This window comes from Acinetobacter sp. GFQ9D191M (assembly GCF_011174875.1).
Lineage (GTDB): Bacteria > Pseudomonadota > Gammaproteobacteria > Pseudomonadales > Moraxellaceae > Acinetobacter.
The window spans coordinates 1-25,556 of sequence record NZ_JAALGV010000035.1 but is presented as its reverse complement, the minus strand read 5'-3'; the positions used below and the strand labels follow the sequence as shown (position 1 = coordinate 25,556).

Genomic DNA, 25,556 nt, shown 5'->3' with positions numbered 1-25,556 from the left:
TAAAAGTGTCAACACACCCTACTTAATAACTGTATAAAAATATTATTACTAGGTACTTTTTTCACCTGTCACCACACGATTTCTCCCTAAATGTTTGGCTTGATATAAATTTGTATCTGCTTGTTTTAAAACTTCTTTAATATCAGAAGAAGTTAAAGGCCAGTGTGCAATACCAAGTGAGGCAGTGACGACTCCTACTTCAAGTAAATAAGTCGATGCCAGTTTATGTCTTAATCTTTCAGCAATTTTAGTGGCTTGTGAAATCTCTTTGACTGGCGCAAGAATAATAAATTCTTCACCGCCGACGCGACAGCAAATATCCTGTTCACGAAAACTTTCCCGAATAAATCCGGCAACTTTGGTTAATACCACATCACCCATATCATGCCCATGACGATCATTGATTTTCTTGAAATAGTCAATATCCAAAACCACCACAGCAAAATAAGTTTTATTGCTAATCAAATCATTTAAAAATAGTTCAAAGCCACGGCGATTATAAAAGCCGGTTAAAGGATCGGTTAAAGTATCCTGTTTAAGTTCTTCAATCTCCTGATTAAAAACATTCACGCTAGATAATAGGGACTTCTTGAATTTAAAAACTTCAAAATACCAAGGCTTAATATGGTTAATCTTTTCAGCAATACCTGGATCATTCAAATGACTTGCCATTTTGGCGAGATCATTTAAGGGGGAGGTAATAAATTTTGAAAAACGCCAGATGATTAAAAAAATAATAATGTAAATAACAAAAATTGTGCCAATCACTTTGTAGGCAAGAAGACGGGCCTGGGCAAATAAATCTTCTGTAGGCTGCTGAAATACCACGGTCCAGTTAGTCGTAGGAATTTTTGCAAAACCTGCTAGTTCGCTAACTCCCATATCGTTATTTAATTTTATTTTTCCTGAGCTATGTGACTCCATATAGGCTAAACCGGTATTGTGTTGGAATGTGTCTCCAATTCTCTCTCTTTCTGGATGATAAATAATTTTATCTTCTTTATCAAAAACATATAAGTAACTATTTTTATAACCATAATTTTCGCTTAAAAGTGTCTTTAATAAGGATTCTTCATGTAAATAGATAAACCCTGCAATAAAGCCTTGGTATTTATTATTCTGATCAAAGATGGGAAAACTAACCAGGACGACCAGATTACCTTTTAATGAATAATAGGGTGAGGAAATATAAGGCTTCTTTGATTCGAGTGATTTGCTAAAGCCCAAAGACCGGATAATCGCAACTTTATCTAATTTCAAGGTTTCAGGCGCATATTCGATGACATGGCCATCTGCATCGCTGATCAAAACACTGCTAAAAGAATTAGATTGTTGAATCAATCTGTTTAATTCAGTTTTTAATAACTGCTCATTATGAAAGCCATTCTTAATAATATTGGCACTGAGGCTTAAATCATTAAATATATTTTTAAAATATAAATCAGAAATAGAAGCAACTTTAGCTGCATACTCATAATTAGTTGCAAGAGAATTATTAATCAGTTGCTGTCGGTGAATTACATTGCTCACAATCAATGTAATTGAAAAAAGAATCACCAGACTCACAAGTAAAAGGATTAAAATCAATTTACGTAAATTAAGTTTGAGTGAAATGAGCAACTTTTGAACACTCATAACTTAATCCCCTGAATCTTTTAGAAATACAAAATGTATACAATATATTTCAATAATTATATTATGTGATGTGGTTCTCTATTTTAGATGAATAATATTCAGTTTGTAAGCATTTTTGAAGCTTAATCTGTTGCTTATTTTGTAAGCAGGAATGGTTTGGTCCATTTGTTCAATATATTTAAAAGATATGGAAAAAGACTAAGATCAAAAAAATAATAAAATACTGATTTAGTAAAAATTATATTTTTATAATATAAGAAAATTTTATTTAAAAGCTAAATTTTCTATCTAGCCTAATATAATTAAATAGATAATAAATAAAGATTTATTGATTAAAAAATAATCTTTTAAAAGGTAAATATTTATTTTTCAAAGCCTTCACTATAGGTTGAAAGGTGGGATAAATAAGTGCTCAAAAGGATATCAATTAAATTTGAACACTTATTTATTTTAGGAAAAGCTAATTTTCTGATTTTACAGTTGTTTTCTCAATGAGAAAGATTAATTACTCTAAAGTACTTCTTAACATCCAGGCTGTTTTTTCATGCACATCAAGACGTTGCGTGATTAAATCTGCAGTCGGTTGATCGTTGACTTCATCAACAACTTCAAAAAGATTGCGTGCGGTACGAGCTACCGTTTCATGAGCATTTACTAATAAACGCAGCATTTCTTGGGCATCTGGTACACCTTCCACTTCTTTAATAGCAGTTAGCTTAACAAATTGCTGGTAAGTGCCTGGTGCGGCAAAGCCTAAAGCCCGGATACGTTCTGCAATCAGATCAAGAGCATTCCACTGTTCAGTATATTGGGTCATAAACATGCTATGCAGACTATTGAACTGTGGTCCGGTGACATTCCAGTGAAAGTTGTGGGTCATTAAATAGAGGGTATAGCTGTCTGCCAATAATTTAGATAGACCTTCGACGATTTTGGCACGGTCTTCGTAAGAAATACCAATATCAATTTTCATAGCTTTAGCATTTTTTTCTGAAGAGCCCATGTTTTACTCCTTAACAATTTTGTAGAAGAGATATCTTTTAAAATAGAAGTTTGCCAGTCATGGCTGAAAAGATAGGAAATCTTGGCAGCATGACCTTTTATATGAAATAGATTTTTGCCACTATTTATATGTGGAAATAATTTTAAGTACTTCTGAGTTATATAGTTTATAGGACGGGCAAAGATATAAGTTTAGGCGTTCTGTATAGCCTGGTGACAGGATTGTAACTGTATAAAGAAATTAATTTTGCCTTATAAAACTCAAATGTCTGGATCAGTTTTTTAAAAACTTGTTTTCATTTTTAGATGATTAAGCCTTTATTTCATGATTTTATCTTTTAGTAAAAACTATCAGCTTTAAATTTTTCGAACTTTGTGATCGTTACTCGGTAAAAAAAACTGTGTAGTTAAGAAAAATAACAGAACTGTGCCTTTATTAAACAAGCCACTACAAAGACTCAGCAATGTATTCGTCAAATCTCGTTATGTTAGGGATACAGACGAAATCAATAAAAAGATTTTCATACTCAGCAACAGCTCACCGCATGCAGATAAAAGTGGAACTTTATTTTTCTGTAAAAACGCCAAGATGTTGAATAAAACTCAAGCGAATTTGAGATAGGCAAAAAAAGACTTCACTAAACTCAAGATCAGCAAGGAAAATGTCATGAAAATTAAGGCGAACAGTCCAGCCACAGGTAAAAATGGTTTAGATAAGCAGAATACCAATAAAAAAAGTGAGCAGCTTGATGCATATCGTAGTGACTCCACCGAACAGACACTGACTACTAACCAAGGTGTCAAAATTTCGGATAACCAGAACAGTCTAAAAGCGGGTGTTCGTGGGGCAACTTTAATGGAGGATTTTATTCTCCGTGAAAAGATTACCCATTTTGATCATGAGCGTATTCCAGAGCGAATTGTGCATGCACGTGGTGTTGGGGCACATGGTTTTTTTGAAGCTTATCCAGGCAATGAAAAATGGACTAAAGCCGGGTTTCTAACCAATACCGGTGCCCAGACTCCAGTCTTTGTTCGATTCTCTACAGTACAAGGTCCTCGCGGTTCAGCAGATACGGTACGTGATATTCGTGGTTTTGCGACTAAGTTTTATACGGATGAAGGTAACTTTGACCTGGTGGCCAACGATGCGCCAGTATTCTTTATTCAGGATGGCATCAAGTTCCCTGATTTTGTCCATGCGCTGAAACCTGAACCACAAACCGAGATTCCATCAGGTGCGTCAGCACATGATACTTTCTGGGACTTTGTCTCTCTTGTACCTGAATCTGCACATGCGGTGATGTGGGCAATGTCGGATCGTGCTATTCCACGTAATTTACGCTCGATTCAAGGTTTTGGGGTGCATACCTTCCGTTTCATCAATGCCGAAAATAAAGCTGTCTTTGTGAAGTTCCACTGGACGCCTAAACAAGGTTTGACACAGCTGGTATGGGATGAAGCGCAAAAACTGGCAGGTAAGGATCCGGATTTCCATCGTCGTGACCTGTATGAAGCGATTGCTTCCGGTAATTACCCGGAATGGGAATTAGGCGTACAGATCGTTCCTGAAGAAGATGAGATGAAATTTGATTTTGACTTGCTGGATGCAACCAAAATCATTCCGGAAGAACTGGTTCCAGTGACTCCAATTGGCCGTATGGTGTTGAACCGTAATGTTGATTATTTCTTCGGTGAAACTGAGCAGGTTGCTTTCTGTCCAGGTCACGTGGTTCCTGGTATTGACTTTACCAACGACCCGCTACTACAGGCCCGACTGTTCTCTTATACTGATACTCAGCTGAGCCGCTTGGGTGGTCCAAACTTCCATCAGATTCCAATTAATAAGCCGGTGTGCCCATTCCATAACAATCAGCGTGATGGTCTGCATCAACGTCTTATTCACACCGGACAGGCCAACTACGAACCAAACTCGATTGATGATAACTGGCCAGCTGAAGCGCCAGGTGCGACTCAGGCAGGTGGTTTTGAAAGCTATCAGGAGCGTATTGACGGTCATAAAATCCGCCAGCGTAGTGAGTCCTTTAACGATCACTTCACTCATGCTCGTTTATTCTATCAAAGCCAGGCACCGCATGAGCAGAAGCATATTATTGATGCCTATGTCTTCGAACTGAGTAAAGTGCAACGCCAAAATATCCGTGAACGTGAAGTTCTCGAAGTGCTGTGCAATATTGACTTGACGCTGGCTCAACAGGTCGCGGATCAATTAGGTATTGAAATCCCAGCTGAGAAAAAAGCCGCAAAACTGCCTGATGTTCTGATTTCTAAGCGCCTGTCTTTTGAAGCGTTTAAACCTGCCGATATTAAGGCACGTAAAATCGCAATTCTGGCACATGACAAAGCCAATGAAGCCAGTATTAAAGCTGTACAGGCTTGGGCTGAATCAGAGAGTGCTGTGGCTGATGTGTTAACACCTCGTCCAGGACCAGTTCTGAGCCAGCAAGGTACAGTGATCCCATCTGATGGTATGCAGAAAGCTGAACCGTCAATTGCCTATGATGCTGTGGTTATTGTCGATGGCGATAACTATGACATGGTGCTGAAAGATGGTATCGCGACTCACTATCTGCTTGAGGCTTATAAGCATCTGAAACCGATTGTCTTCTTGGGAGATAAAGGTCAGCTGATTGAAGATCTAAAACTGATTAGTGATGAAGGTACTTTAGCAAATTCTCAATTCGATACTGTGCAAGATAGCTTCAAGACCTTGATCATGAATCACCGTGTTTGGGCGCGTGAATTGATCTCAGAAACTATTCCTGCATAAATACCATGAGAATAGAAGCTTCGGCTTCTATTCTCTATTTCAAGGAATAAAACTTTTATGGCGAGACCAGATCCTAAAAAATTACTGGCACAGATGCAAAATGCGCAATGGAGCAGGGAGCAGGATATTTATCTGATCGAACATAACCACCTACCTATGAGTCAACTCAGAGAAGAGTTGCCTTTTAGTGAAGAAGAAATTATGGCACGCCGTAAGGTACTAGGACTGATGACCCGTTTAAAACAGATGAAAAGGCTTTTTCCTTAACTGGCTTTCATCAAATGACCACAATATCGATATTTTTGAGGAAGCACTTTTATGGACCTCAGTTCAATATTAGAAAGATTTAAAAATTCATCATTAGAACCTAAAGAAAATATTCAAACGACTTTGAAGGAACTGGTGCAACTTTCGGATCAGGTTCCTTTTCCTGCATCAGGGGAAACTTTAAAACGCTGGCAAATTTTAAGCCAGATCTCGGCAACCAATTTAAGCCTGGGAAAAATATTTGAGTCGCATCTGGATGCACTCGCAATTCTGCATGAATTAAATATTCCGGCAAATCCTCATCAGCTCTGGGCAGTCTGGGCAGCAGAAGGAGGGCCTCAACCATTGCAGCTAGATGAAGGCAAGCTGACTGGCATCAAAACCTGGTGTTCGACTTCGAGCTGGGTAGAGTCAGGTTTACTGACGTATCGGGATGAACAAAATCGCTCTCAGTTATTGATTGTAGATATGCAGCAGCCTGGTATTCAGCATGATCATACTGTGTGGCAAGCTGTGGGGATGCAGCATACGTCAACAGCACAACTGGAATTTAATCAGGTCCCTGTCAAGAAAGTTGCCGATCCACATGCTTATCTGGATCGGGTGGGATTCTGGCATGGAGCAGCAGGCGTTGCTGCTTGCTGGTATGGTGCGACAGTAGCTCTTGCTGAATATCTGCAGCAGGAACAGTTAAGAAAACCGCATATGTATAAAGCCATGTATCTGGGTGAAATTAGCCGTGATCTTTTAGCTACTCAGGCTTTGTTTTATCGGGTTGCAGAATTGATTGACCAGCAACCTAAATTTCCTCATCAACTTCAGATTCAGGCTTTGCGCGCGCAGGTTGAAGCTACTGCATTAAATGTACTCAACCAGGTTGGAAAAGCGCTTGGCGCAGCGCCTTATTGTATTAATTCTTATTTTGCCCAGCTCGCAGCCGATCTGCCGGTATTTATCCGTCAAAGCCATGCTGCTTTTGATCTTGAGCGTATTGGAGAACTAAGCGCACAGGAGGAAGAACTATGGGCACTTTAAAACATGAGATTGTCGAAGATCGTGTGATCCATGGGGAAGGGACGCGGGTGGAAGAATGGCGTAACTGCGAAATACTGCAACAGATGCCAGAATTCGATATTTCCAGTGTAATTCCTGTAGATGCCAGAGTCTGTATTGTGGCACCACATCCGGATGATGAAATTCTGGGATGTGGTGGACTGATGCAACGTCTGGATAAACTCGGCTATAAAATTGTACTGTTTGCAGTGACCAATGGTACGGCCAGTCATCCCGGTTCGAGTCTGTATACGCCAGAAGAACTGAACCAGATTCGTCCAGCAGAAACGCGTCAGGCTCTGGAAGAATTGTCCCTAGAACAGCCAGTTCTTCGGATTGCTTTGGATATTCAGGATGGAAAAGTGGCCGAGCAGCAAGGTTTGCTCAAACAGCAATTGCATTCGTATTTGCAGCCTAATGATGTATTGGTCACGACTTTTGTTCATGATGGACATCCAGATCATGAAATAACCGGGCAGGTCGTCCAGCAACTCGCGACTGAGCTACAGTTACCATATATTCAAGTTTTAATCTGGGCATGGCACTGGGCTACACCAGGAGATACCAGAATTCCGTGGACTGTTGCGCACAAACTCAGGCTGACAGATGAAGAATTAAAATGTAAAGCCCGAGCTGCACGATGTTTCAAGAGTCAGATTGAGAATGACCCGACGACAGAACAGGCACCGATTGTTCCTGAGCATGCATTAGAGCGTGTTTTACAGCCATGGGAGGTTTATCTGTATGAATAGTAAATCAACCTATGATCATGCTTATTTTGATGCTCTTTATGCGCTGAACCAGGGAGATCCATGGCATTATGAACAGCGCTGGTATGAACAGCGTAAACGTCAAATTTGTAAAGCACTCTTGCCCAAACTGCATTTTGAATCTGCCATAGAAATCGGTTGCAGTAATGGCATGCTAAGTCAGGAACTGGCTCCTCATACTGGAGAACTCATCTGTCTGGATGCCAATACGACAGCGATCCGGCTGGCACAACAACGCCTGCAAGATTATTCTCATGTCAGTTTTGTCCAAGGCGTTGTTCCGGAAGACTTGCCAGAGCGTAAATTCCAGCTAATTGTGCTGAGTGAAGTCTTATATTATCTGGATCAGGCCGCTTTAGAGAAATTGACCCACTGGCTGCAGCACGCTCTTGATGCAGAAGGCTGTATTCTGGCTTGTCACTGGCGGGCACCGATTTCAGGTTTTAGCTTTACTGGTGATGATATTCATGACCATCTAAATGCACACTTACCTTATAGAAAATGTTCACAACTCCAGGAACCTGATTTTCTGATTGATGTCTGGATGAATAGTCCACAGTCTGTGGCAGAGCAAGAGGGCTTTAAATGAATAAAATTGGCGTGGTCATTCCTGCCTGTAATGAAGAAGCCTATATAGAACGCTGCCTGCTGGCCTTAAAAAAAGCACAATTTGAATTTTATCAATACCTTGGTTTATCAGAAAATATTCCCGAGATTAAGATTTTAGTTGTCTTAGACAGTTGTACTGATCAAACTGCGATCAAGGCCAGACAATTAGGTATAGAAACCATCAGTTGTAACTTTCGTTCAGTGGGTAAGACCCGTCATTTAGGAGTGCAAAAAGTAATTGAACAAGGATGCGACTGGATCTGTTGTACCGATGCGGATTCATGTGTTCAGGAAGACTGGTTCAAAGCCATGTGGCAGCACCAACCTACTGACGCAATTTGTGGGGTCGTTGAAGTGGACGAATGGAAAAATTTAAGTTTGGAAGCCCGGCTAAAATATTTAGACCACTATCAGGACAAAATGGATCACCGGCATATTCATGGTGCAAATTTATGTTTTAAAACAAGTGTATATAATAATTTTGATGGATTTAACCAGTTAGATTGTCATGAAGATGTCGACTTTGTTCGCCGTTTACAACAGGCAGGAGTCAACATTACCTGGTCCAATCAATTAAGGGTAACAACCAGTAGCCGACTACAGTCAAAAGTTGCTGAAGGTTTCGCCTGTTTTTTACAAAATCTTGAGTTACAGGAAGCAATGAAAAAACCGATCAGCGTATACAAATAAAACTATAAAATTATAAATTTTATACAATCAATTACTTGTAAAAAATTTAAAAATTCATCTCTAAAAGCTATTTCATTTAGAAAAATTCTGTTTATAATTCACACAAATTAAGCCCTGCTACTTATATTTTTCAGCTATAAGTCCGCGGGGTTTTTCTATGGATGATCGGTAATGGATGCCTGAGCTCTTTCTTTTGGAATGACAATGTTAAATTCACAGTTAATTTCTCGTCTTCAGTCTCCATCACCGTATCTCTGGCAGAAAATCGCCACTGCACTGTGTTTTTTTAGTCTAGGTTTTAGTACAGCTGCTTGGGCGCCATTAATTCCTTATGCGCAGCAGCGCTTATTACTGAATCATGCTGACTTTGGTTTGCTTTTGCTATGTGCCGGAGTTGGCTCAATGCTGGCAATGCCATTGGCAGGTCGTATGGCAAGTAAGTTTGGCTGCCGTACAGTACTGGCTGTTATTCTGGCTGCATTTCTGTTCATCTTGCCAGCACTAGCGATTAGTCCTACCAGCTTGATGATGGCAATTACCTTGTTTTTCTTTGGTGCCAGTGCAGGCGCTTTGGGTGTAACCGTAAATATTCAGGCTGCCCAGATTGAAAAACTCATGGATAAAAGCTTGATGTCTGGTTTCCATGGCGTATGTAGCTTGGGTGGTCTGGTCGGTGTATTGGGCATGACCACGTTAATGGGATTTGGTCTGGCACCTTTAACTGGCACACTGGTCGTAAGTGTGATGTTGCTTGCGATTGCGATGCTGGCAATTCCATTCTGCTTAGGTGGTCAGTCATCAACTACAGAAGAAACTAATACGGCTACAGCAAAACCTGCGAAAAAAGCGTTACCAACATTCGCAATTTTAGGTATTGGTCTGATCTGCTTTGTATCCTTCCTGTCTGAAGGTGCAGCGATGGACTGGAGCGGTATTTATCTGGCAACTCAGTTTAACGTACCTGCAGCGCATACCGGTTTGGCTTATAGTTTCTTTGCTGGCTTAATGGTACTTGGACGTTTTAGCGGTCATCTGATCATTCAAAGCTTGGGTGAAAAAACCACTATCTTATTAAGTGCATTACTGGCTGCAGCAGGCTTATTCATGGTGATCTTTGCACCAGTATGGCAAGTCGTTTTAACCGGTTATGCGATCTTGGGTCTAGGTAGTGCCAACATCGTTCCATTAATGTTCTCTCGTGCAGGCCGCCAAAAATCTATGGCTTCTCATGTAGCATTATCTTATGTATCGGTATTTGCTTATACCGGTTCATTGATCGGACCAGCCATCGTAGGTTTCGGTAGTGAAATTATTGGTTTACGTTTAGTGTTTACAGTGATCGCAGTTGCTTTAATGAGCATTGTAATCCTGAATCATCTGACTGCCGGTCACAAAGAATCAGAAAAAGCAGAAGGTCTTATTGCCGGCCTAGACCACAAAACACCAGCATAAAGCTGGTGTTTTTTAGTCTTTCAGACTTTAGGCATGCATATTGAACTGGGTCGAAATACCTTTGGCCACTGGTCGATAAATTCGTAAGCTTTGTGATTTTTTCAGGTCCGACAGGAACTGATCACGCCAGCGAATGATATCGAAATTCTTCAAGCCTTGCTGTAAATAGCGATAACGTTCCAAACGTTCCGACTTCGGCATACGCAAGGCTCTTTTCAAGGCTTTGGCCATACTGTCCTGATCATAAGGATCAACCAGCAAGGCTTCTTTCATTTGCTCGGCAGCCCCAGCATATTTAGACAGAATCAATACGCCTGGATCTAGCGGGTCTTGCGCAGCAATATATTCTTTGGCGACCAGATTCATCCCGTCACGGATTGAATTCACCCAGCAAATATCGGCCTTACGGTAGAGCTGCATCAGGGCTTCATGACCCAAAGTGTCGTAGCTACAGTCAAAAGGCAGCCAGTTTGCATTGCCATGCTGATGGTTTAAATTCTGTACCGCAGCCTGGAACTGTTCATAGAGTTTTTTATAGCTGTTCACATCCAGTCGACATGGGCAGGCAATCTGTAATTGCTGGAACTGATTTTTAAATTCAGGCTGTTCATCCAGCAACTCCTGGAATGCATGAATTTTCTCCAGCAGTCCTTTACTGTAATCAATTCGGTCAACCGAAATGATGGTCTTATGGGGATGGGCTTTATCCAGATCAAAGGGCAGGTCAGTGACTTGACTCTCAGCAGCCTGCTTCTGAATCTGCGCCGGATGTACACCGATTGGATAAGCCTTCACATAAATCCGTTTAGACTGATAACTCAGGATTTCATCATTGCGATGCTGGATATTTAATACCTGTTCCAGGAAATTAATACAGTTGGCCTGATCGCGTGGAGTTTGCAGGCCGATGACATCAAAATCTGCCAGATGTCGGGCCAGTTCCTGATAAGGAGGCAGCGTTTGCCAAAGTTTCAGTTCCGGGAAAGGAATATGCAGGAAGAACCCAATCCGGTTGCGCATGCCTAATTTACGACAGTAATGCGCAACACTCAGAAAATGATAATCATGAATCCAGATGATGTCATGCGGTGAAGCCACCTGTTTCAGGTGTTTGGCAAAACGCAAATTGACATCTTTATAGGTTTTAAAATCCTGCGGTTGATATTCGACACGTTGATGCTGGTCATGCATTAACGGCCATAAGGCATTATTAGAAAAGCCGCAATAATAACCCTGGTACTGGGCTTCGCTCAGTGCACTGGTATGATATTCCACATTCTGATGTTTCAGAATCTGAAATTTCTGTTCCTTGTTCTGGTCAACTCTGGAGCCATTCCATCCAACCCAGATACCGCCTATATCTTGCAATGCATCCTGCAATGCAACAGCCAATCCACCAGCCTTCATACTTTCTGGGTTAGGTAGATTCACACGGTTTGATAACACAATGAGTTTAGACATGTGATTTCTCCAATCGTTGTTGTTCTTGTACTTCAATTACATTTAAAAATTCTTTCAGGAAGGCCTGAACTTGAGAGACGTTTTCCAGTCTGTACCATGCTAGGGTCTGGCCAGGGCCTACTTTGATTGAGCAGCCGTGAAAGGCATTGATGACCTTGAATCCGGCTTCATCAGTCAGGTCATCGCCGATAAACATGGGGTAATGATCAGTGAGATGGTATTGCTGAATAATCTGTTGAATCGCTGAACCTTTATTGGCGCCTTTGGGCACCAGCTCAAAAACATACTTGCCAGCTTTTAACTCAAAGTCGGAAAAATGGTTGAGACATTCCAGCGCAAAGGTATGCACTCGATCTTCTAGTTGAGGATATTCACGAAAGTGTAGCGCAACAGAATAATCTTTGACCTCAATCCGCAGATCAGGGATTTGAACTGCCTGTTCCTGAATATATTGTTTTAGGGCTTGTAGCTGCGGCTTATTTAAAGAGATTAATGTCTTTAAATCAGCTTGATAGATTAATTCCAGACCATGTGATCCAGCGATATTCCATTGCAGAGGGTGAATAAGTTTTTGTGCTTGTAAAATCGAACGACCCGTAACTAATATCAACTGAATATATTGTTGTAAATTTTCCAATATATTTATAATTTCAGGTTGAATTATACTTTTATCTGGATCTGGGTGAAATTCAGAGATTGTTCCGTCAATATCAAGAAATAAAACAACCTGATTTGAGTCCATATTCAGGTTGCAATCATTTAAAATCATCTTTGGCGATATATAAAAAGATGAGCTAGATGAATCTTCTAAATCTTGTTCCCTATGTATGCCTGACATAAATCCACCTAAGTACATGATATAATTTAGATTAAAATTTAGAGTTAAACTGTGTGATTTTTAATCTAATTAGTTTTATAACATATTCTATTTTTCAAAATGGCTTTAGGCGCAGAAAAGAAACACTTTTGACATGTAAAGTTACTTTGTAAAATTTGGAAATATTCAGCAGGAAAGGTTGATATTCTTTGTATATTTGTAAAATAATTTTTCAGTGATTTTTAATATATTAATAATGATATTTAAGGTATTGCATATTAAGTGATTGAGTAGGTTTAATTGCTATAAATAAGATTCTTTTGATTATTTAATGTAAAAAATGGTTTTGATTTATATTTTTAAAAATTAATTTATTAGCTTTCTATTAAATAATAGGAATTAAATTAGAAATATTAAAAAACACATTTAATATAAAATAGAAATATAGCGCAGCCTATTAATTTTTTATTAGAGCCAATTTTGAAAGGAAGGATAAATTATAAAATCTTGGTGCTACAAAGAAGAGTGAGGGTTATATCATTGAAGAGACTAGGTAGACATAACCCCATAAAGAGGAGAGCAGATCGCTTATAGCTCTCTCCAGACATCATTCTCATCTTTCAATGGAATAGTAAAGTTAAAGTCATCATCATTACTGACTAAAAGGCTGGTAGGAGTTTGCATTACAACTTTTAAAACAGTACCAGCTTCAAAAATAATCGGGTGACAGTTTTCCTTTTCCAAGGTCACTGGCTTAAGTAATTCAATCACTGAACTTTCCATATTTTTATTCCCAAATATTGATACTTCGCTGTTTTTTAATCTTAACATGATTTTTGCAAATTTAACTAATTTTTGAAAAACCGAGACATAAGTCAACAAGTCGGTCAATTTTTTCTTAAAAAGCGCTTAAGCCGGTAAATTAAGGGGCTGAAGATTAAGATTTAATTTTCAAACGATTTGTGTTTCTTAAACTCGAATATTTTCAGTCTATTTACCGACGAAAAGAAGAAAAAAAGACAAACGGTGCCAAATAGTCAATCTAACGCAAAATCTACTTGTCACTTTTTGACAGGCCAGTCATGATCTCCTCCATTATATTGCGTACGTTATGCGCTAGTATTAAAGCAAGAATCATATAATCTGATATTAATTCGGCTTTAGCTATTTTGTGTTTGTATGTAATTTTTTACATTGAATTGCAAATTTATGCTGCAGTTCGTTGAAAGTCTGAAAATAAGAATAAACTGTGCGTCATTTGGATGACCCGTACATCTATAAGGAGAATTAAGCCCCAATGTTTAAGTCATTTTTTCCACAACCAGTGTGGTTCTTTAGTAGTCTGGTACTGTGGTTTCTGATCAATCTTGGCCTTTGGCATAGTGGTGGATCAGGCTGGGGTGTCTATTTGGGTATGACCGAAGGTTATCATGATCTTAAAATGCCGATAGGAATCAGCCGTTTCTGGGCGCCAAAATTTCTCTGGTTCTATCTCTGGTTTTTTGTGAGTACCGCGATATTTGCTACCTTCTGGTATTTTAAAGCGAAACATCCCTGGCAGCGCTGGTCCGTGTGGGGCTCGGCCTTTATCCTGTTCAATATCTGGTTTGGGGTGCAGGTTAATGTCGTCTTAAATGAATGGTATAGCCCGTTCTATGACCAGATCCAGAATATGCTCACGCAAGGGGGCGGAGATGTCAGTCTCTTATATCAAGGTGCATTGACCTTTATTTATATTGCCATGGTCTATGTCACCCTGGCGGTCTTTAACCTGTTCTTTGTCAGTCATTATGTATTCCGCTGGCGTACGGCAATGAATGACTACTATACGGCGCATTGGGAAAAATTACGTCATATTGAAGGGGCGTCACAGCGTATTCAGGAAGATACCATGCGCTTTGCCAAGACTACAGAACAGCTCAGTGTCTCACTCATTGAATCTCTGATGCTATTAATGGCATTCCTGCCAATTCTGTATGAGTTATCGAGTCATGTAAAAGTACTGCCGATTGTCGGTGAAATACCGCATGCATTAATGTGGGCGTCAATCGGATGGGCAGTTCTGGGTACCGTGATTTTAATGATTGTCGGGATGAAACTACCTGGGCTGGAATTCAATAATCAGAAAGTAGAAGCGGCTTATCGTAAAGAACTGGTTTATGGTGAAGATTATGCCGATCGTGCTCACCCGCTCACCTTGCAAGAACTGTTTAGCCGGGTCCGTAAGAATTATTTCCGCCTATATTTCCACTATGCCTATTTCAATATGGTCCGCATCTGGTATCTGCAATTGGATAATATTTACGGATTATTTATTTTGTTTCCAAGTATTGCCGCGGGTGCGATTACACTGGGTTTAATGATGCAGATCCTGAATGTTTTTGGTAAGGTTCGTGAATCGTTCCAGTACCTGATTTTATCTTGGCCTACAATTATTGAACTGCTCTCTATCTATAAACGTTTGAAAGCATTTGAATCCCATCTCGATTAATTTTTTCTTATATTCATCAACAATTTTAAAAGCCAGACCATGATAGGTCTGGCTTTTTATTGATTAATTTTTGCTCAAAATCCAATTGAAAATTACGATCTGGAGAGGTGCGAAAAAATTAGGATGAATGGCACTAAAACATCCCAATATTAGGGTATTCAAGCTATTTTTTCTTGTCTAGAATTTTAAAGGCCAGCCAGGGTGGTGTTTAATTTCCAATAATATGGCGTATAAAAACAATTAGTGTACGTAAAGGAAATTATTCAAATTATAATCTCATTCAGACAGCGATAGAGAGCATAATTGCCGTTATCTTCCATGATAATAATATCTCTAATTTTTGTTGAATGAGTAACCGGAGAACTGATCTGTTTCTTCGGTTTTTTTATATCTTTTTTTCTACTGCTCTATCTTCTAATTGGCGAATAATCCAGCGTATTTACTGGCTTGGAGAATGTTAATTCGATCAATTTATCCGGCTATAAGCTAGATGGATTAGGCATTTTATTCCTCATTTTTAGTGGTAGGTCTCGCTATATTTTTATATTTATCAATCTGTTGAGATTGTTGTTTTGGCACATTTGCTATATGTTATAGAGGCCTGGGGGAGATAAGCAGTGAAGCTAAAATTAATAATTCCAACAATATGTGTAGCAAGCCTGGCTGGATGTAACAGTATTCAGCAAATGAAATCAGATATGCAGCATCCTTATGTAAGTCCTCAAGAACTGATTGTTAAAAGAAACTTGAATCAGGCTGACGGTTCGGCAAAAGAATATGTTTATTCATGGGAAAAATCCAAGCAGCATCTGGAGCCACAATCCCTCTATCCACGAACCACCTTAAGCCAGTATTGTCATGAACGGGGCGGCAAGTTTTCTCTACTGTATAAGAGCCAATTGGCTTCAGTAAAAGATTCTGCCCAGAAGAACCGTTTAAGCAAAAACCGTTATGTCACTCAGGGTATTGGTGCCTATCAATGTACGATGCCCCAAGGGCAAAATTGGATTGTTTCTATTGAGCCGATTTCTGAACATCAGCCAGATAAGAATAATACTACGCGTGTAGTCCGGATCTTGAGCAAACTTCAAAGCCCAGCTGAAGCGCGTCATTTCTATCAGGGCCATAAGACTACGACTAAGTCTAATAAAATTGCCGAGAAGAATGCAGCCAAAACCTCAGTCAAAGATGAGAAAAAGGAATTAGATAAAAAAGAAGCTGATAAGAAAGAAATAAAAATACCTGCTGTTGAACCGACAGTGGTTGCTGTCCCTGCTGCTCGTACAACTAGTATCGAAACGCCACAACAGCAACAGATGAAATTGTATGTAGCTGCACGTCGTGATATCAATAGCGGCAAGAACCTGAACAATGCCTGCAATAATGCCCAGCGTGCCTATAACTATGGCAAATTACAGGGTACAGAAGGAACACGTGTCTATACTGAATCAGGTATGTTAGTGGCACGCTGTTTAAGCAGTATTCCAGTCTATGCTAACCGTATTCCAAATTCCAAGGTTCAGGCCAAACGAGTACTGCAGAATCTGGCCACCAACTATAACCATACTGGGGCAAAGAATCAGTTGAGACAGTTAAAATAAGTCTATTATTTTCACATTCAGTTTGACCATTTATTTGGCAAAGTAGATGCACATGAAAAGTCATCTACTTTATTTAGTGGGGATATTTAAAAAAGTATTTCTTAAGCATAGCAGAACTTAAAAATAATATTTTTCTTTTGAAGATCAATGATAAAAGATAAATAGTTATTCTGTTGATAGGAATAAAAATTAATTATTATTGGGTCGCAAATCGAACCTCATTTCAGAGTAAATTTCCCGCCACCATCTCAGATTTTCTCCTCTATCTCTCTTGTTAAATACAAGCTAATTCAACGGCATATTCTAGAAATTATTGGTATATCTTTTGCTTAAAAATTATCAGTTTTGTGCTTATGGACAGAGCAAGAAAAACTAATTGATTTTTAACATACACAATAATGAGATTTATCGCTTGAGAAAACATATTTTAAGTCATTTGATTCTTGTGGGTGCATTTCTACATTCACCTGTGAGTTATGCAGTGAGTACAACTTCATTAAAATCGGCAATTGATCTGAATGCGATTGATCGGACGGTTGATCCAAAGCAGGATTTTTATCAATTCGTGAATGGAAACTGGCTGAAAACCGCAAAGATTCCAGAAGATCAGGCATTGTCGGGTGCATTTGCTGAAGTGAGTATGAGATCAACCCAGCAGTTATTTGGCATTTTTAATGAGCTGGCCAAAAAACAGCATCCGCAAGGTAGCAATGAACAAAAGGTCGCGGATCTTTATGCCAGTTATATGGATACCGATCGGCTAGAACAGCTCGGACTTGAGGCATTGCAACAAGACCTGCAGCGGATTGAAAGTATCAAGACCAAAAAAGATCTGGCAGAATTTTTTGCCTATGCGGAAAAAATCAATCTGAATTTGCCATTCTCTACCCGTTTTTATCAGGACCGTAAAGCTTCTTCCAAGGCGATGATGTATGTAGGGCAAGGTGGTTTGGGAATGCCTGATCGTGATTTTTACCTGAGTGAGCAGCCTCGACAACAGGAAATTCGCAATACTTATCTGCTTTATATCGCCAATACCCTGAATTTTGCCGGTCAGCCTAAGCCGATTGAAGATGCTCGCACTATCCTGGCTTTGGAAAAGGCACTGGCAAAAATTAGCTGGTCCGCTGTGGAGCTGCGCAATGATGAGGTGAGAACCTATCTCGTTGAAACTAAAAATATTATTAACTATATGCCTTCTTTTGACTGGATGAATTATTTCTCAGAACTGGGCTTAAAAGGTGCAAGAAAAGAGGTTGCGATCTCGCAGATTAATTATTTGCGTCAGCTGGATCAGTTATGGAAGGTCGTTCCAATTGAAACCTGGCAAACCTATTTGAAATTCAACCTGATCAATAGTTATTCGCCATTTTTAACAGAAGTTTTTCAAAACCATCATTTTGAATTTTATGACAAAACACTAGAGGGTGTACAAGCACGTTCTCCACGGAATGAGTCTGCCTTGAAGCTAACTAACGGTATTTTAGGCAATGTGCTTGGCAAGCTCTATGTAGAAAAGCACTTTAATGAAAGCCAGCGCCCAGCGATGCTGGAAATGGTAGAAAACGTCCGTAAAGCCTTTCATCTGAAACTGGACCAAGCTGACTGGATGGGTTCGGACACTAAAAAACAAGTACGGCATAAGCTAGATAGCATCAATATCAAAATCGGCTATCCGAAAGCATGGCGGGATTATTCAGCCCTAGAGATTCGTAAGGATGATCTGATTGGGAATATCCAGCGGACCCGGCTATTCAATTACCAGCGTGAACTGGACAAGGTGGGAGAACCGATCGATCCAGAAGCCTGGCACATGTCGCCACAAACAGCCAATGCTTACTATAATGTCAAGCTGAATGAAATCGTATTACCTGCGGCCATCTGGCAGGCACCATTTTATTATGATGATAGTCATGATCCTGCAGTGAATTATGGTGCTATAGGGGCTGTTATCGCACATGAAATTAGCCATGGTTTTGACGATAGAGGAAGCCGCTTTGATGCCAAAGGCAAGGGTGAAGAAACCTGGAACGAGCACGACCGTAAAAAGTTCAACGAACGCACCAAAGCTTTAGTCGAGCAATATAAACAATACGAAGCTCTGCCAGGGCATAAGGTGAATGCGGAATTAAATAAAAGTGAAAATATCTCTGACAACCTGGGCTTAGGGATCGCTCATATGGCTTACAAGTTATCGCTCAAGGGTCAGCCAGCACCTGTCATTGATGGCTTTAGTGGAGATCAGCGTTTTTATATAGGCTGGGCACAAGTCTGGCGTAGCAAAAGTAATCCTGAATATTTGTTAAATAGCCTAAATATTGCCAGCCATGCACCAGGTCATGTACGTGGCAATGGCGCTGTCCGTAATCAGCAAAGTTTCTATGAAGCTTTTGAGATTAAAGAAGGGGACAAGATGTATTTATCACCTGAAAAACGAATCTCCATCTGGTAACAGGTTTTAAAAAACAGGTCTGTTTATCTGAAAAGAGACAGGCCTATTTTTTTATCTAAACGACCAGCAGGCAGAGCCAAGACCAGTTTAAAAATTGGCATATATGCTGCTTATAAAGATTTAAGTGTTTGATTATCAGGTCAACACGTATTGATAAATTCAACTGCGCAGTGAAGCGCGAGGATAGCAAGCTTTGAAAATTTTTCTAAAAACCGCATTGGTAAGTGCTTTATTAGCCGTTTCCTCTGCAAATTATGCTTCAGATCAAACCGCTATTGCAGCACTTGGCTCGGGGATTCATCTTCAACATTTTGATAAAAAAATCGCACCACAACAGGACTTCTATCAGCATGTAAATGGGCACTGGTTAGAGCATGAGGAAATCCCGGCTGATATGCCAAACTGGGGCGCATTCACGATTTTGCGTGAAAACTCGACCCAGCAATTACATGACATTGTAGAAGAGCTGGCGAAAACCAAATCGGATTATGGCAGCAATGAGCAGAAAGTGGGGAGCTTATATGCCAGCTTTATGGACACGGAAACTTTAAATGCAAAAGGTATCCAGCCGCTAAAAGCAGATATCGCCAAAATTGATGCCATGAAAAGCAAGAAAGATTTTACTTTGTTGCTTGCAGACTATGCAAAGAACCGTGTCAGTACACCTTTTGAATTTGGCGTGATTCCTGACTTGAAAAAGTCTGATCAAATGGCGGTGTTTTTGGGGCAAAGTGGTTTAGGTTTACCGGATCGTGACTACTATTTAAAAGACGATGAAAAACTGAAAAGTGCCCGTGAAACCTATGTTAAACATATTGCTAAACTGTTGATGCTATCAGGTGAAACAGAAGCAGAAGCGGCTGCACATGCACAATCTATCCTGAACTTAGAAACTGAAATTGCCAAAATTCAGTGGGATAATGTGCAGAACCGTAATCTCGAAAAAATGTATAACGTCTATACATTAAAAGATGTCAAAAGCCTGGTGCCAGAATTTGACTGGAAAACCTATTTTAAAGCGACGGGTTTAGACAAAAAAACCAAAACCGTGATTGTGGCGCAAAAAAGTTATTTTGAAGATTTAAACAAGATTTTAAGCAGCACCCCCCTCGATGTATGGCAAACCTATTTCAAATTCCATCTGATTGATGGTGCTGCACCTTACTTAAGCCAGGAATTTGCTGATGCCAACTTTGAAATGTACAGCAAAACCTTACGCGGCGTGACCGAGCAACGGGCACGCTGGAAACGTGGGGTTGATATGACTAATGCCGTACTCGGTGAAAGTCTGGCACAAGTCTATGTCGCAAAACATTTCCAGCCTGAACAGAAACAGCGTATGGAAAAACTGGTAGAAAACCTGTTGCTGGCATTTGAACATAATCTGGAAAAACTGGACTGGATGGGTGCAGAAACCAAAGCACAGGCACACCGTAAGCTGAAAAGCTTTAGAGTAAAAATTGGCTATCCAAATAAATGGCGTGACTATAGCAAGCTGGAAATTAAAGATGGCGACCTGATTGGTAATCTGCGTCGTACCAACAGTTTCAATTATGACATTGCGCTGGATAAACTGGGCAAACCGGTTGACCGTGAAGAATGGCATATGCTGCCGCAAACGGTAAATGCTTACTACAACCCGATGGGCAATGAAATTGTTTTCCCTGCTGCGATTTTACAGCCGCCATTCTTTGATATGAATGCCGATGATGCCGTGAACTATGGCGCAATCGGGGCAGTAATTGGGCATGAAATCAGTCATGGCTTTGATGACCAGGGCAGCCGCTTTGATGCAGACGGCAACATGAAAAACTGGTGGACCGAAGAAGACGATAAAAAATTCAAGGAAAAAACCAAAGCTCTGGTTGAGCAATACAATGCCTATGAAGCAATACCGGGCTATCACGTCAATGGTGAACTGACCTTAGGTGAAAATATTGCCGATAACTCAGGTCTGGCGATTGCCTATGAAGCTTATAAATTGTCACTAAATGGCAAGCCTGCTCCGGTGATTGATGGATATACCGGAGATCAGCGTTTCTATATTGGCTGGACGCAGGCATGGCGTGCCAAAGTTCGTCCGGAACTGGCATTACAGCTGTTAAAAACAGACCCGCATTCACCAGCAGCCATTCGTGGCCGTGCGACCTTACTTAACCAGAAACCTTTCTATGAAGCCTTTAGCGTCAAGCAAGAAGATAAACGGGTAAAAATCTGGTAAGTCTGATTTCCTCATTCGATTCCAAAAGTCCTGACTGATGTCGGGACTTTTTTTTATCTCTCAGGTTACAGAGTTCTACAGGTTTTCTAATCTTTTACATGCTACAAAGAAACTGCATTGTTCAAGCAGTTTGAACAGGTGAAAAAGGAAAGTAATATGGGATTCAAAGCTTTATCGGGTCTTCGGGCAGTCTTTATGACTACAGCATTGCTGGGTGCAACTCAAGTTGCGACAGCCGGCCCAACAGTTGATCAGCTCAGTGACTGTTTAATGAAATCCACGACAGCCACCGATAAAACCACAGTCTTGCAATGGACTTTTGTGGCATTGAGTAATCATCCCGATCTAAAAGCTTTTAGCAATGTAACTGCAACTCAAAAGGAAACGCTTGACAGAAATCTAGCGACGGTTTTACAGCGGATTCTGGTTGAGCAATGTCCAATCCAAACCAAAGCGGTGATTCAGGCTGAAGGGGTACAAGCAGTGGGCGAAAGTTTCCAGGAGCTTGGGCGGGTCACAGGTGAGGAAATACTGAAAAATCCCGAAATTAAAAGTCAGCTGAATGGTGTACTCAAATATATCGATATGAGCAAACTGGTTACAACTTTTTTGACCCCTGAGGTGTGGAATAAACTAGGCATCACCCGTTAATGGATTGCAGATACAAATAAAACTTAAACCGCAAAAATGTGGTTTAAGTTTTATAAAGCTTGCCTGGAAACAGGCGGTCTCGAATTTCATTCCAGTTGGTCGATAGCCAGCAAATAAATGAACCTAAGGTAACCATCATCGTACCGATCCAAAAGGTGTGGGATAGACTGGTATTCAGTACCCACATCGAAATGATAGACGAAAAGATCGGGCTAAAATATGATAACGCGACCAGCATCGCGATATTGCCCTGGTTAATCCCGATATTCCAGGCTGCATAACCCAAGCCAGTTACGACCGAAACCAGCAACATATACAGCATAATATTCAAGTCAATATTAAGAAGTTGTGGCAGTTGTTCGTGATCTAACAGCAGGGTCTTGCTCCAGAGAACCACACTTACCATCGCGAAAAAGAACACGATCGGGTTATGTCCTTGGCTGTATTTTTTGGTAAATACACAATACAGCGACCATAAACTCGCTCCAATAAATGCCAAGATGTAACTGGTCGGATTGGCTTGAATGTTATGAATGACAGTTGCTAAATGAATATCGCCGTTACCTGTCTGGATATAAAAAATACCTGCCAGACTAATACTAAGCCCCACCACCACCAAGCTATGAAATTTTAGTTCATGAAATAAAATCAGCATGGCGATGGTCATACTCGGCCACAAATAATTCACCAAACTAATTTCAATGGCTTGCTGTGCAGTTTGTGCGAGTGCTACGGCATAGGCAAAGCAGATTTCATATACCAGAAATAATGCAGCTGCACTCAGCAGATAAAACTTGGGTATGGTTTTGAGTTTGGGAACGCCAAAAACAGCCAGTAAGAGCAGGGTGCTTAAGCTATACATCATCAGTACAGCTAGATCAGGTCCAATACTAAAACTGATTTTTTTGAGTAATCCCACGATAGACGACCACTGTAAAATGGCACTTAAGCCAATCAGCGTAGCGAGATTTTTCGACATGATAAGGGCGGGATGGGAGAATGTGCAGATTGTATTCCTGTTGAGTGATTTTCAATATGGGATAGACACAATTTTATGATCAAATTCAAAAAAATCGTTAACAACCGCTTTATGATTTGAATATCCCGATCATGAGTTTAATGATCCAGAAAATGGGTGTGAAAATTAGCTCGATACCATCGGCAAGGTTGGCAAGTTTGCTTTCTCTGGCTGTGTGCCTCCGTGGTTTGATGGGTTTGCGTCGTCTTGACTGATATGCGCCAATGATGAACACAAGAATGATCAGGATAATGCTGAGTAAGATAATGTGATTTGACATGTTTTTATTTTTCTTCGGTTTGTTTTTGATTTTATAGCATGAATTTAACCTTTCTCTAAGCCTCTCTAGTGCTTCATTTTAGAAATACCTCTCCCTAACCCTCTCCTAAAAGGAGAGGGAACTTCCAATATTAAATTTATAGCGGCTTTTAATTAGGAATGATTTCTCCCTCTCTCTATGGGATGAGAAGCACTGCTTCGCAAGGGGGTGAGGGAGAATTACAAAAAATCAGGATAAAACTTCTCAAACTCCGGATTTATAGCTTCACCCCGCAACAAATAACCTTTCGGTTGAATATAGCTATAAATTTCCCGTGCAGGCTGTTCATGCCAGCCAATATTAAAAGCACAAAGTTTTGGGAAAAATTGCAGATGGCTATAGTTCAGATTGTTATGAATCCAATAGGCAAGTTGTTGCCAGTTGGATTGGTCTTTTTCATACAGTTCTAGAAATGAAGGAATGACTATACACGCTGTTGCGCCGTAACCTTTTTCGTCGGGATAGTCCCAAATATGGCTGGCAAAGTTTTTTTCATTGCTAGCACAGTTATGTCCTTTTTCGTTGCCAAGTTGATTCACTTGTGGCGAACGATAAGCGGATCGAATGGCGATGCGTCCAAATTTTTCTTGGAGTGGTTCGAGTAGTTGTTGGCAGAGTTCTTTGCCTGTGCGAATGGCAATGTCAGGATGGTCTGGAAAGTTAGGGATACCGTACCAGTTAGCGATTTCGCTATAGAGAAAGTCACGCATAAAGAAAGACTTTGATAGTTGAATGCGTCCTAAGTCTTCGAGTTTGACGATAGAGGATGTTTTTTTAATGGTCATATTGTTTTGGGTGTGAAGTGTTTAGATTGATTGTATTGATAAAATCCCCCTTTGAAAAAGGGGGATTTAGGGGGATTAATTTCATAAATATAAATCCTCTCCCTAGCCCTCTCCTTTAAGAAAGGAGAGGGAACTACGCGTATCAAAATAATTACATGACACTCCCTCTTCTTGTGAGAGAAGATTAAGAAGAGGGGAAATTACCAACAGATAGTTAAATAAAATCAGTGTAAAACGTCCCAAACTTACGATTCAATTCGTCATTCTTTACTTATAAGAACTGAGAGTAAATTTAACTTCAGAATTTGATTATGAGTTAAAACTAGTATTTTTGATTAAGATAAGCAATTTTTATATAGGCTAGACCGATTGCTACTATTTAAAATTGCTGTTTATTTTTTTTAGATTTATAGGTTAATTTATCTGTATGAATTAATTTAGTAAATTTGGAAAACAATGAGCAGAAAGCTTTTAATTTTTGGTAATGGTCTAGGAATGGCCATTGATGCAAACCATTATTCTTTAACAAATGCATTAAATACTGTGTGGCATGATGATTCTTTATGGAATGACACAGTACATCGTGAACTTATTCAAAATTGTATCCCAACAGGTCAAGCTCCACAGACAGAAGAAGAGTTAGATAAACTATATTTAGTCTCGACATCTTGTGATTATTTAAATGATTATCCAAACACTGCAAATGGAGAGCATTGGTTATCAAACTATGGTCAGGAGTTTACTCAGGCGACTCAGGAATATATTCATACAGTAGCATCACATTTATTTGCTTCTACACATGCGTTGCCAACCGCTTTTAAAACGGCTTTAATAAATTTTGTACGTAATACCAAATCTCATGTCGCTACTCTTAACTATGATAAATTAATTTATCAGGAATTCATTCAAGCGGGTATCTGTAATGGCTTCTATGGGCAGTTAGTTGATGGTTTTACAGATGGAAATGGTTTTAATAGTTCTAACTTAGTTCGTATGTATGATAATAATTTTGGGTACTATATGCACTTACATGGTTGTCCATTATTTGAAGATGTTGGTAATGTGACTCGGAAACGTCGCATCCCTCAGATTTCTTCAATTAATTCATTTCCGAGTAAGCATATTGTATTAACACATATTCCTCATAAGCCTAGCGTTATTGCAGCTTCTAACGTTTTAGCAATATATTGGAGATATCTAGTTTTATCTATACACGAAGCTGAAGAGATTATCCTATTTGGATATTCAGGTTTGGATACACATTTAAATGAACTTCTTAAGCTACATGCTAGTACTAAAGCTAAAAAAGTAATCGAATGGGATGGTGGTGGACAAACAGATCAACAACGTCAACAGTTTTGGGATGGTGAGTTAGGTTCTAATGTAAATTTACAGAGAATGCCTGATATTACTCAATTTACAGCATGGTAATAAAAAAACCCGCTCTAAGGCGTAATGCCAGTCAGTTAAG

Annotated in this window: 20 protein-coding genes; 13 read left to right on the top strand and 7 right to left on the bottom strand. The window is 39.8% G+C overall.

Annotated features, from left to right (window positions below):
* Positions 1-48 precede the first annotated feature (48 nt).
* Positions 49-1,635: a sensor domain-containing diguanylate cyclase gene (locus G5T77_RS07005; RefSeq protein WP_166135415.1), complete on the bottom strand. Its 1,587-nt coding sequence runs from the start codon at positions 1,633-1,635 to the stop codon at positions 49-51.
* 505 nt (positions 1,636-2,140) lie between these two features.
* The gene (locus G5T77_RS07000; RefSeq protein ID WP_004783133.1) at positions 2,141-2,638 is read right to left on the bottom strand and encodes a Dps family protein; all 498 of its coding nucleotides are present in this window, start codon (positions 2,636-2,638) and stop codon (positions 2,141-2,143) included.
* 666 nt (positions 2,639-3,304) lie between these two features.
* On the opposite strand from G5T77_RS07000, the gene katE reads away from it, so the two are divergent.
* From katE to G5T77_RS06965, 7 genes are all read left to right on the top strand, one after another.
* Complete coding sequence (gene katE, locus G5T77_RS06995; RefSeq protein WP_166135418.1) at positions 3,305-5,428, top strand: catalase HPII; 2,124 nt, start codon at positions 3,305-3,307, stop codon at positions 5,426-5,428.
* A gap of 57 nt (positions 5,429-5,485) precedes the next feature.
* Complete coding sequence (locus G5T77_RS06990) at positions 5,486-5,695, top strand: hypothetical protein (RefSeq protein ID WP_166135421.1); 210 nt, start codon at positions 5,486-5,488, stop codon at positions 5,693-5,695.
* A 51-nt stretch (positions 5,696-5,746) separates the two neighbouring features.
* On the top strand, positions 5,747-6,730 hold the full coding sequence (locus tag G5T77_RS06985; RefSeq protein WP_166135424.1) for an acyl-CoA dehydrogenase: 984 nt from the start codon (positions 5,747-5,749) through the stop codon (positions 6,728-6,730).
* Complete coding sequence (locus G5T77_RS06980) at positions 6,718-7,500, top strand: PIG-L family deacetylase (protein WP_166135427.1); 783 nt, start codon at positions 6,718-6,720, stop codon at positions 7,498-7,500. The genes G5T77_RS06985 and G5T77_RS06980 overlap by 13 nt, the downstream gene beginning before the upstream one ends.
* Positions 7,493-8,107 (top strand): SAM-dependent methyltransferase, encoded by a 615-nt coding sequence (locus G5T77_RS06975; RefSeq protein ID WP_166135430.1) that lies wholly within the window; start codon positions 7,493-7,495, stop codon positions 8,105-8,107. Before G5T77_RS06980 ends, G5T77_RS06975 begins: the two co-directional genes overlap by 8 nt.
* Entirely contained in the window at positions 8,104-8,817 is a 714-nt protein-coding gene (locus tag G5T77_RS06970; protein WP_166135433.1) for a glycosyltransferase, read from the top strand. Before G5T77_RS06975 ends, G5T77_RS06970 begins: the two co-directional genes overlap by 4 nt.
* A gap of 204 nt (positions 8,818-9,021) precedes the next feature.
* Positions 9,022-10,269 carry an MFS transporter gene (locus G5T77_RS06965; RefSeq protein ID WP_166135438.1) on the top strand — a complete coding sequence of 416 codons (1,248 nt, stop codon included), beginning with the start codon at positions 9,022-9,024 and terminating at the stop codon, positions 10,267-10,269.
* A gap of 27 nt (positions 10,270-10,296) precedes the next feature.
* Here the strand turns inward: G5T77_RS06965 and G5T77_RS06960 are convergent, their stop codons facing one another.
* The 3 genes from G5T77_RS06960 to G5T77_RS06950 all read right to left on the bottom strand — a co-directional run bounded on the left by G5T77_RS06960 (position 10,297) and on the right by G5T77_RS06950 (position 13,330).
* On the bottom strand, positions 10,297-11,730 hold the full coding sequence (locus G5T77_RS06960) for a trehalose-6-phosphate synthase (RefSeq protein ID WP_166135441.1): 1,434 nt from the start codon (positions 11,728-11,730) through the stop codon (positions 10,297-10,299).
* Positions 11,723-12,568, bottom strand: a complete 846-nt coding sequence (gene otsB, locus G5T77_RS06955; protein WP_166135444.1) for a trehalose-phosphatase — start codon at positions 12,566-12,568, stop codon at positions 11,723-11,725. Before otsB ends, G5T77_RS06960 begins: the two co-directional genes overlap by 8 nt.
* 567 nt (positions 12,569-13,135) lie before the next feature.
* On the bottom strand, positions 13,136-13,330 hold the full coding sequence (locus G5T77_RS06950) for a hypothetical protein (RefSeq protein WP_004783113.1): 195 nt from the start codon (positions 13,328-13,330) through the stop codon (positions 13,136-13,138).
* A gap of 514 nt (positions 13,331-13,844) precedes the next feature.
* On the opposite strand from G5T77_RS06950, the gene sbmA reads away from it, so the two are divergent.
* From sbmA to G5T77_RS06925, 5 genes are all read left to right on the top strand, one after another.
* Positions 13,845-15,038 (top strand): peptide antibiotic transporter SbmA, encoded by a 1,194-nt coding sequence (gene sbmA, locus G5T77_RS06945; protein WP_166135447.1) that lies wholly within the window; start codon positions 13,845-13,847, stop codon positions 15,036-15,038.
* 617 nt (positions 15,039-15,655) lie between these two features.
* A complete protein-coding gene (locus tag G5T77_RS06940; RefSeq protein ID WP_166135450.1) occupies positions 15,656-16,639 on the top strand; it encodes a hypothetical protein in 984 nt (327 codons plus the stop codon).
* Positions 16,640-17,051: 412 nt separating this feature from the next.
* Positions 17,052-19,091, top strand: a complete 2,040-nt coding sequence (locus G5T77_RS06935) for a M13 family metallopeptidase (RefSeq protein WP_166135453.1) — start codon at positions 17,052-17,054, stop codon at positions 19,089-19,091.
* Between the two features lie 193 nt (positions 19,092-19,284).
* The gene (locus G5T77_RS06930) at positions 19,285-21,312 is read left to right on the top strand and encodes a M13 family metallopeptidase (protein WP_166135456.1); all 2,028 of its coding nucleotides are present in this window, start codon (positions 19,285-19,287) and stop codon (positions 21,310-21,312) included.
* Positions 21,313-21,468: 156 nt separating this feature from the next.
* Positions 21,469-21,963 (top strand): hypothetical protein, encoded by a 495-nt coding sequence (locus G5T77_RS06925; RefSeq protein WP_166135459.1) that lies wholly within the window; start codon positions 21,469-21,471, stop codon positions 21,961-21,963.
* 43 nt (positions 21,964-22,006) lie between these two features.
* Here G5T77_RS06925 and yddG read toward each other — a convergent pair whose 3' ends face one another.
* Both yddG and G5T77_RS06915 read right to left on the bottom strand, forming a co-directional pair.
* Complete coding sequence (gene yddG / locus G5T77_RS06920) at positions 22,007-22,942, bottom strand: aromatic amino acid DMT transporter YddG (RefSeq protein WP_166135462.1); 936 nt, start codon at positions 22,940-22,942, stop codon at positions 22,007-22,009.
* Between the two features lie 537 nt (positions 22,943-23,479).
* Complete coding sequence (locus G5T77_RS06915; RefSeq protein ID WP_166135465.1) at positions 23,480-24,085, bottom strand: hypothetical protein; 606 nt, start codon at positions 24,083-24,085, stop codon at positions 23,480-23,482.
* Positions 24,086-24,541: 456 nt separating this feature from the next.
* Here G5T77_RS06915 and G5T77_RS06910 point away from each other — a divergent pair, with 456 nt between their 5' ends.
* A complete protein-coding gene (locus G5T77_RS06910; RefSeq protein ID WP_166135468.1) occupies positions 24,542-25,516 on the top strand; it encodes a hypothetical protein in 975 nt (324 codons plus the stop codon).
* The last annotated feature ends 40 nt before the right edge of the window (positions 25,517-25,556 follow it).

Bases quoted from the DNA above. Each gene is read 5' to 3' on its own strand.
- G5T77_RS07005 (WP_166135415.1), bottom strand. From the start codon at position 1,635: ATGAGTGTTCAAAAGTTGCTCATTTCACTCAAACTTAATTTACGTAAA.
- G5T77_RS07000 (WP_004783133.1), bottom strand. From the start codon at position 2,638: ATGGGCTCTTCAGAAAAAAATGCTAAAGCTATGAAAATTGATATTGGT.
- katE (WP_166135418.1), top strand. From the start codon at position 3,305: ATGAAAATTAAGGCGAACAGTCCAGCCACAGGTAAAAATGGTTTAGAT.
- G5T77_RS06990 (WP_166135421.1), top strand. From the start codon at position 5,486: ATGGCGAGACCAGATCCTAAAAAATTACTGGCACAGATGCAAAATGCG.
- G5T77_RS06985 (WP_166135424.1), top strand. From the start codon at position 5,747: ATGGACCTCAGTTCAATATTAGAAAGATTTAAAAATTCATCATTAGAA.
- G5T77_RS06980 (WP_166135427.1), top strand. From the start codon at position 6,718: ATGGGCACTTTAAAACATGAGATTGTCGAAGATCGTGTGATCCATGGG.
- G5T77_RS06975 (WP_166135430.1), top strand. From the start codon at position 7,493: ATGAATAGTAAATCAACCTATGATCATGCTTATTTTGATGCTCTTTAT.
- G5T77_RS06970 (WP_166135433.1), top strand. From the start codon at position 8,104: ATGAATAAAATTGGCGTGGTCATTCCTGCCTGTAATGAAGAAGCCTAT.
- G5T77_RS06965 (WP_166135438.1), top strand. From the start codon at position 9,022: ATGTTAAATTCACAGTTAATTTCTCGTCTTCAGTCTCCATCACCGTAT.
- G5T77_RS06960 (WP_166135441.1), bottom strand. From the start codon at position 11,730: ATGTCTAAACTCATTGTGTTATCAAACCGTGTGAATCTACCTAACCCA.
- otsB (WP_166135444.1), bottom strand. From the start codon at position 12,568: ATGTCAGGCATACATAGGGAACAAGATTTAGAAGATTCATCTAGCTCA.
- G5T77_RS06950 (WP_004783113.1), bottom strand. From the start codon at position 13,330: ATGGAAAGTTCAGTGATTGAATTACTTAAGCCAGTGACCTTGGAAAAG.
- sbmA (WP_166135447.1), top strand. From the start codon at position 13,845: ATGTTTAAGTCATTTTTTCCACAACCAGTGTGGTTCTTTAGTAGTCTG.
- G5T77_RS06925 (WP_166135459.1), top strand. From the start codon at position 21,469: ATGGGATTCAAAGCTTTATCGGGTCTTCGGGCAGTCTTTATGACTACA.
- yddG (WP_166135462.1), bottom strand. From the start codon at position 22,942: ATGTCGAAAAATCTCGCTACGCTGATTGGCTTAAGTGCCATTTTACAG.
- G5T77_RS06915 (WP_166135465.1), bottom strand. From the start codon at position 24,085: ATGACCATTAAAAAAACATCCTCTATCGTCAAACTCGAAGACTTAGGA.
- G5T77_RS06910 (WP_166135468.1), top strand. From the start codon at position 24,542: ATGAGCAGAAAGCTTTTAATTTTTGGTAATGGTCTAGGAATGGCCATT.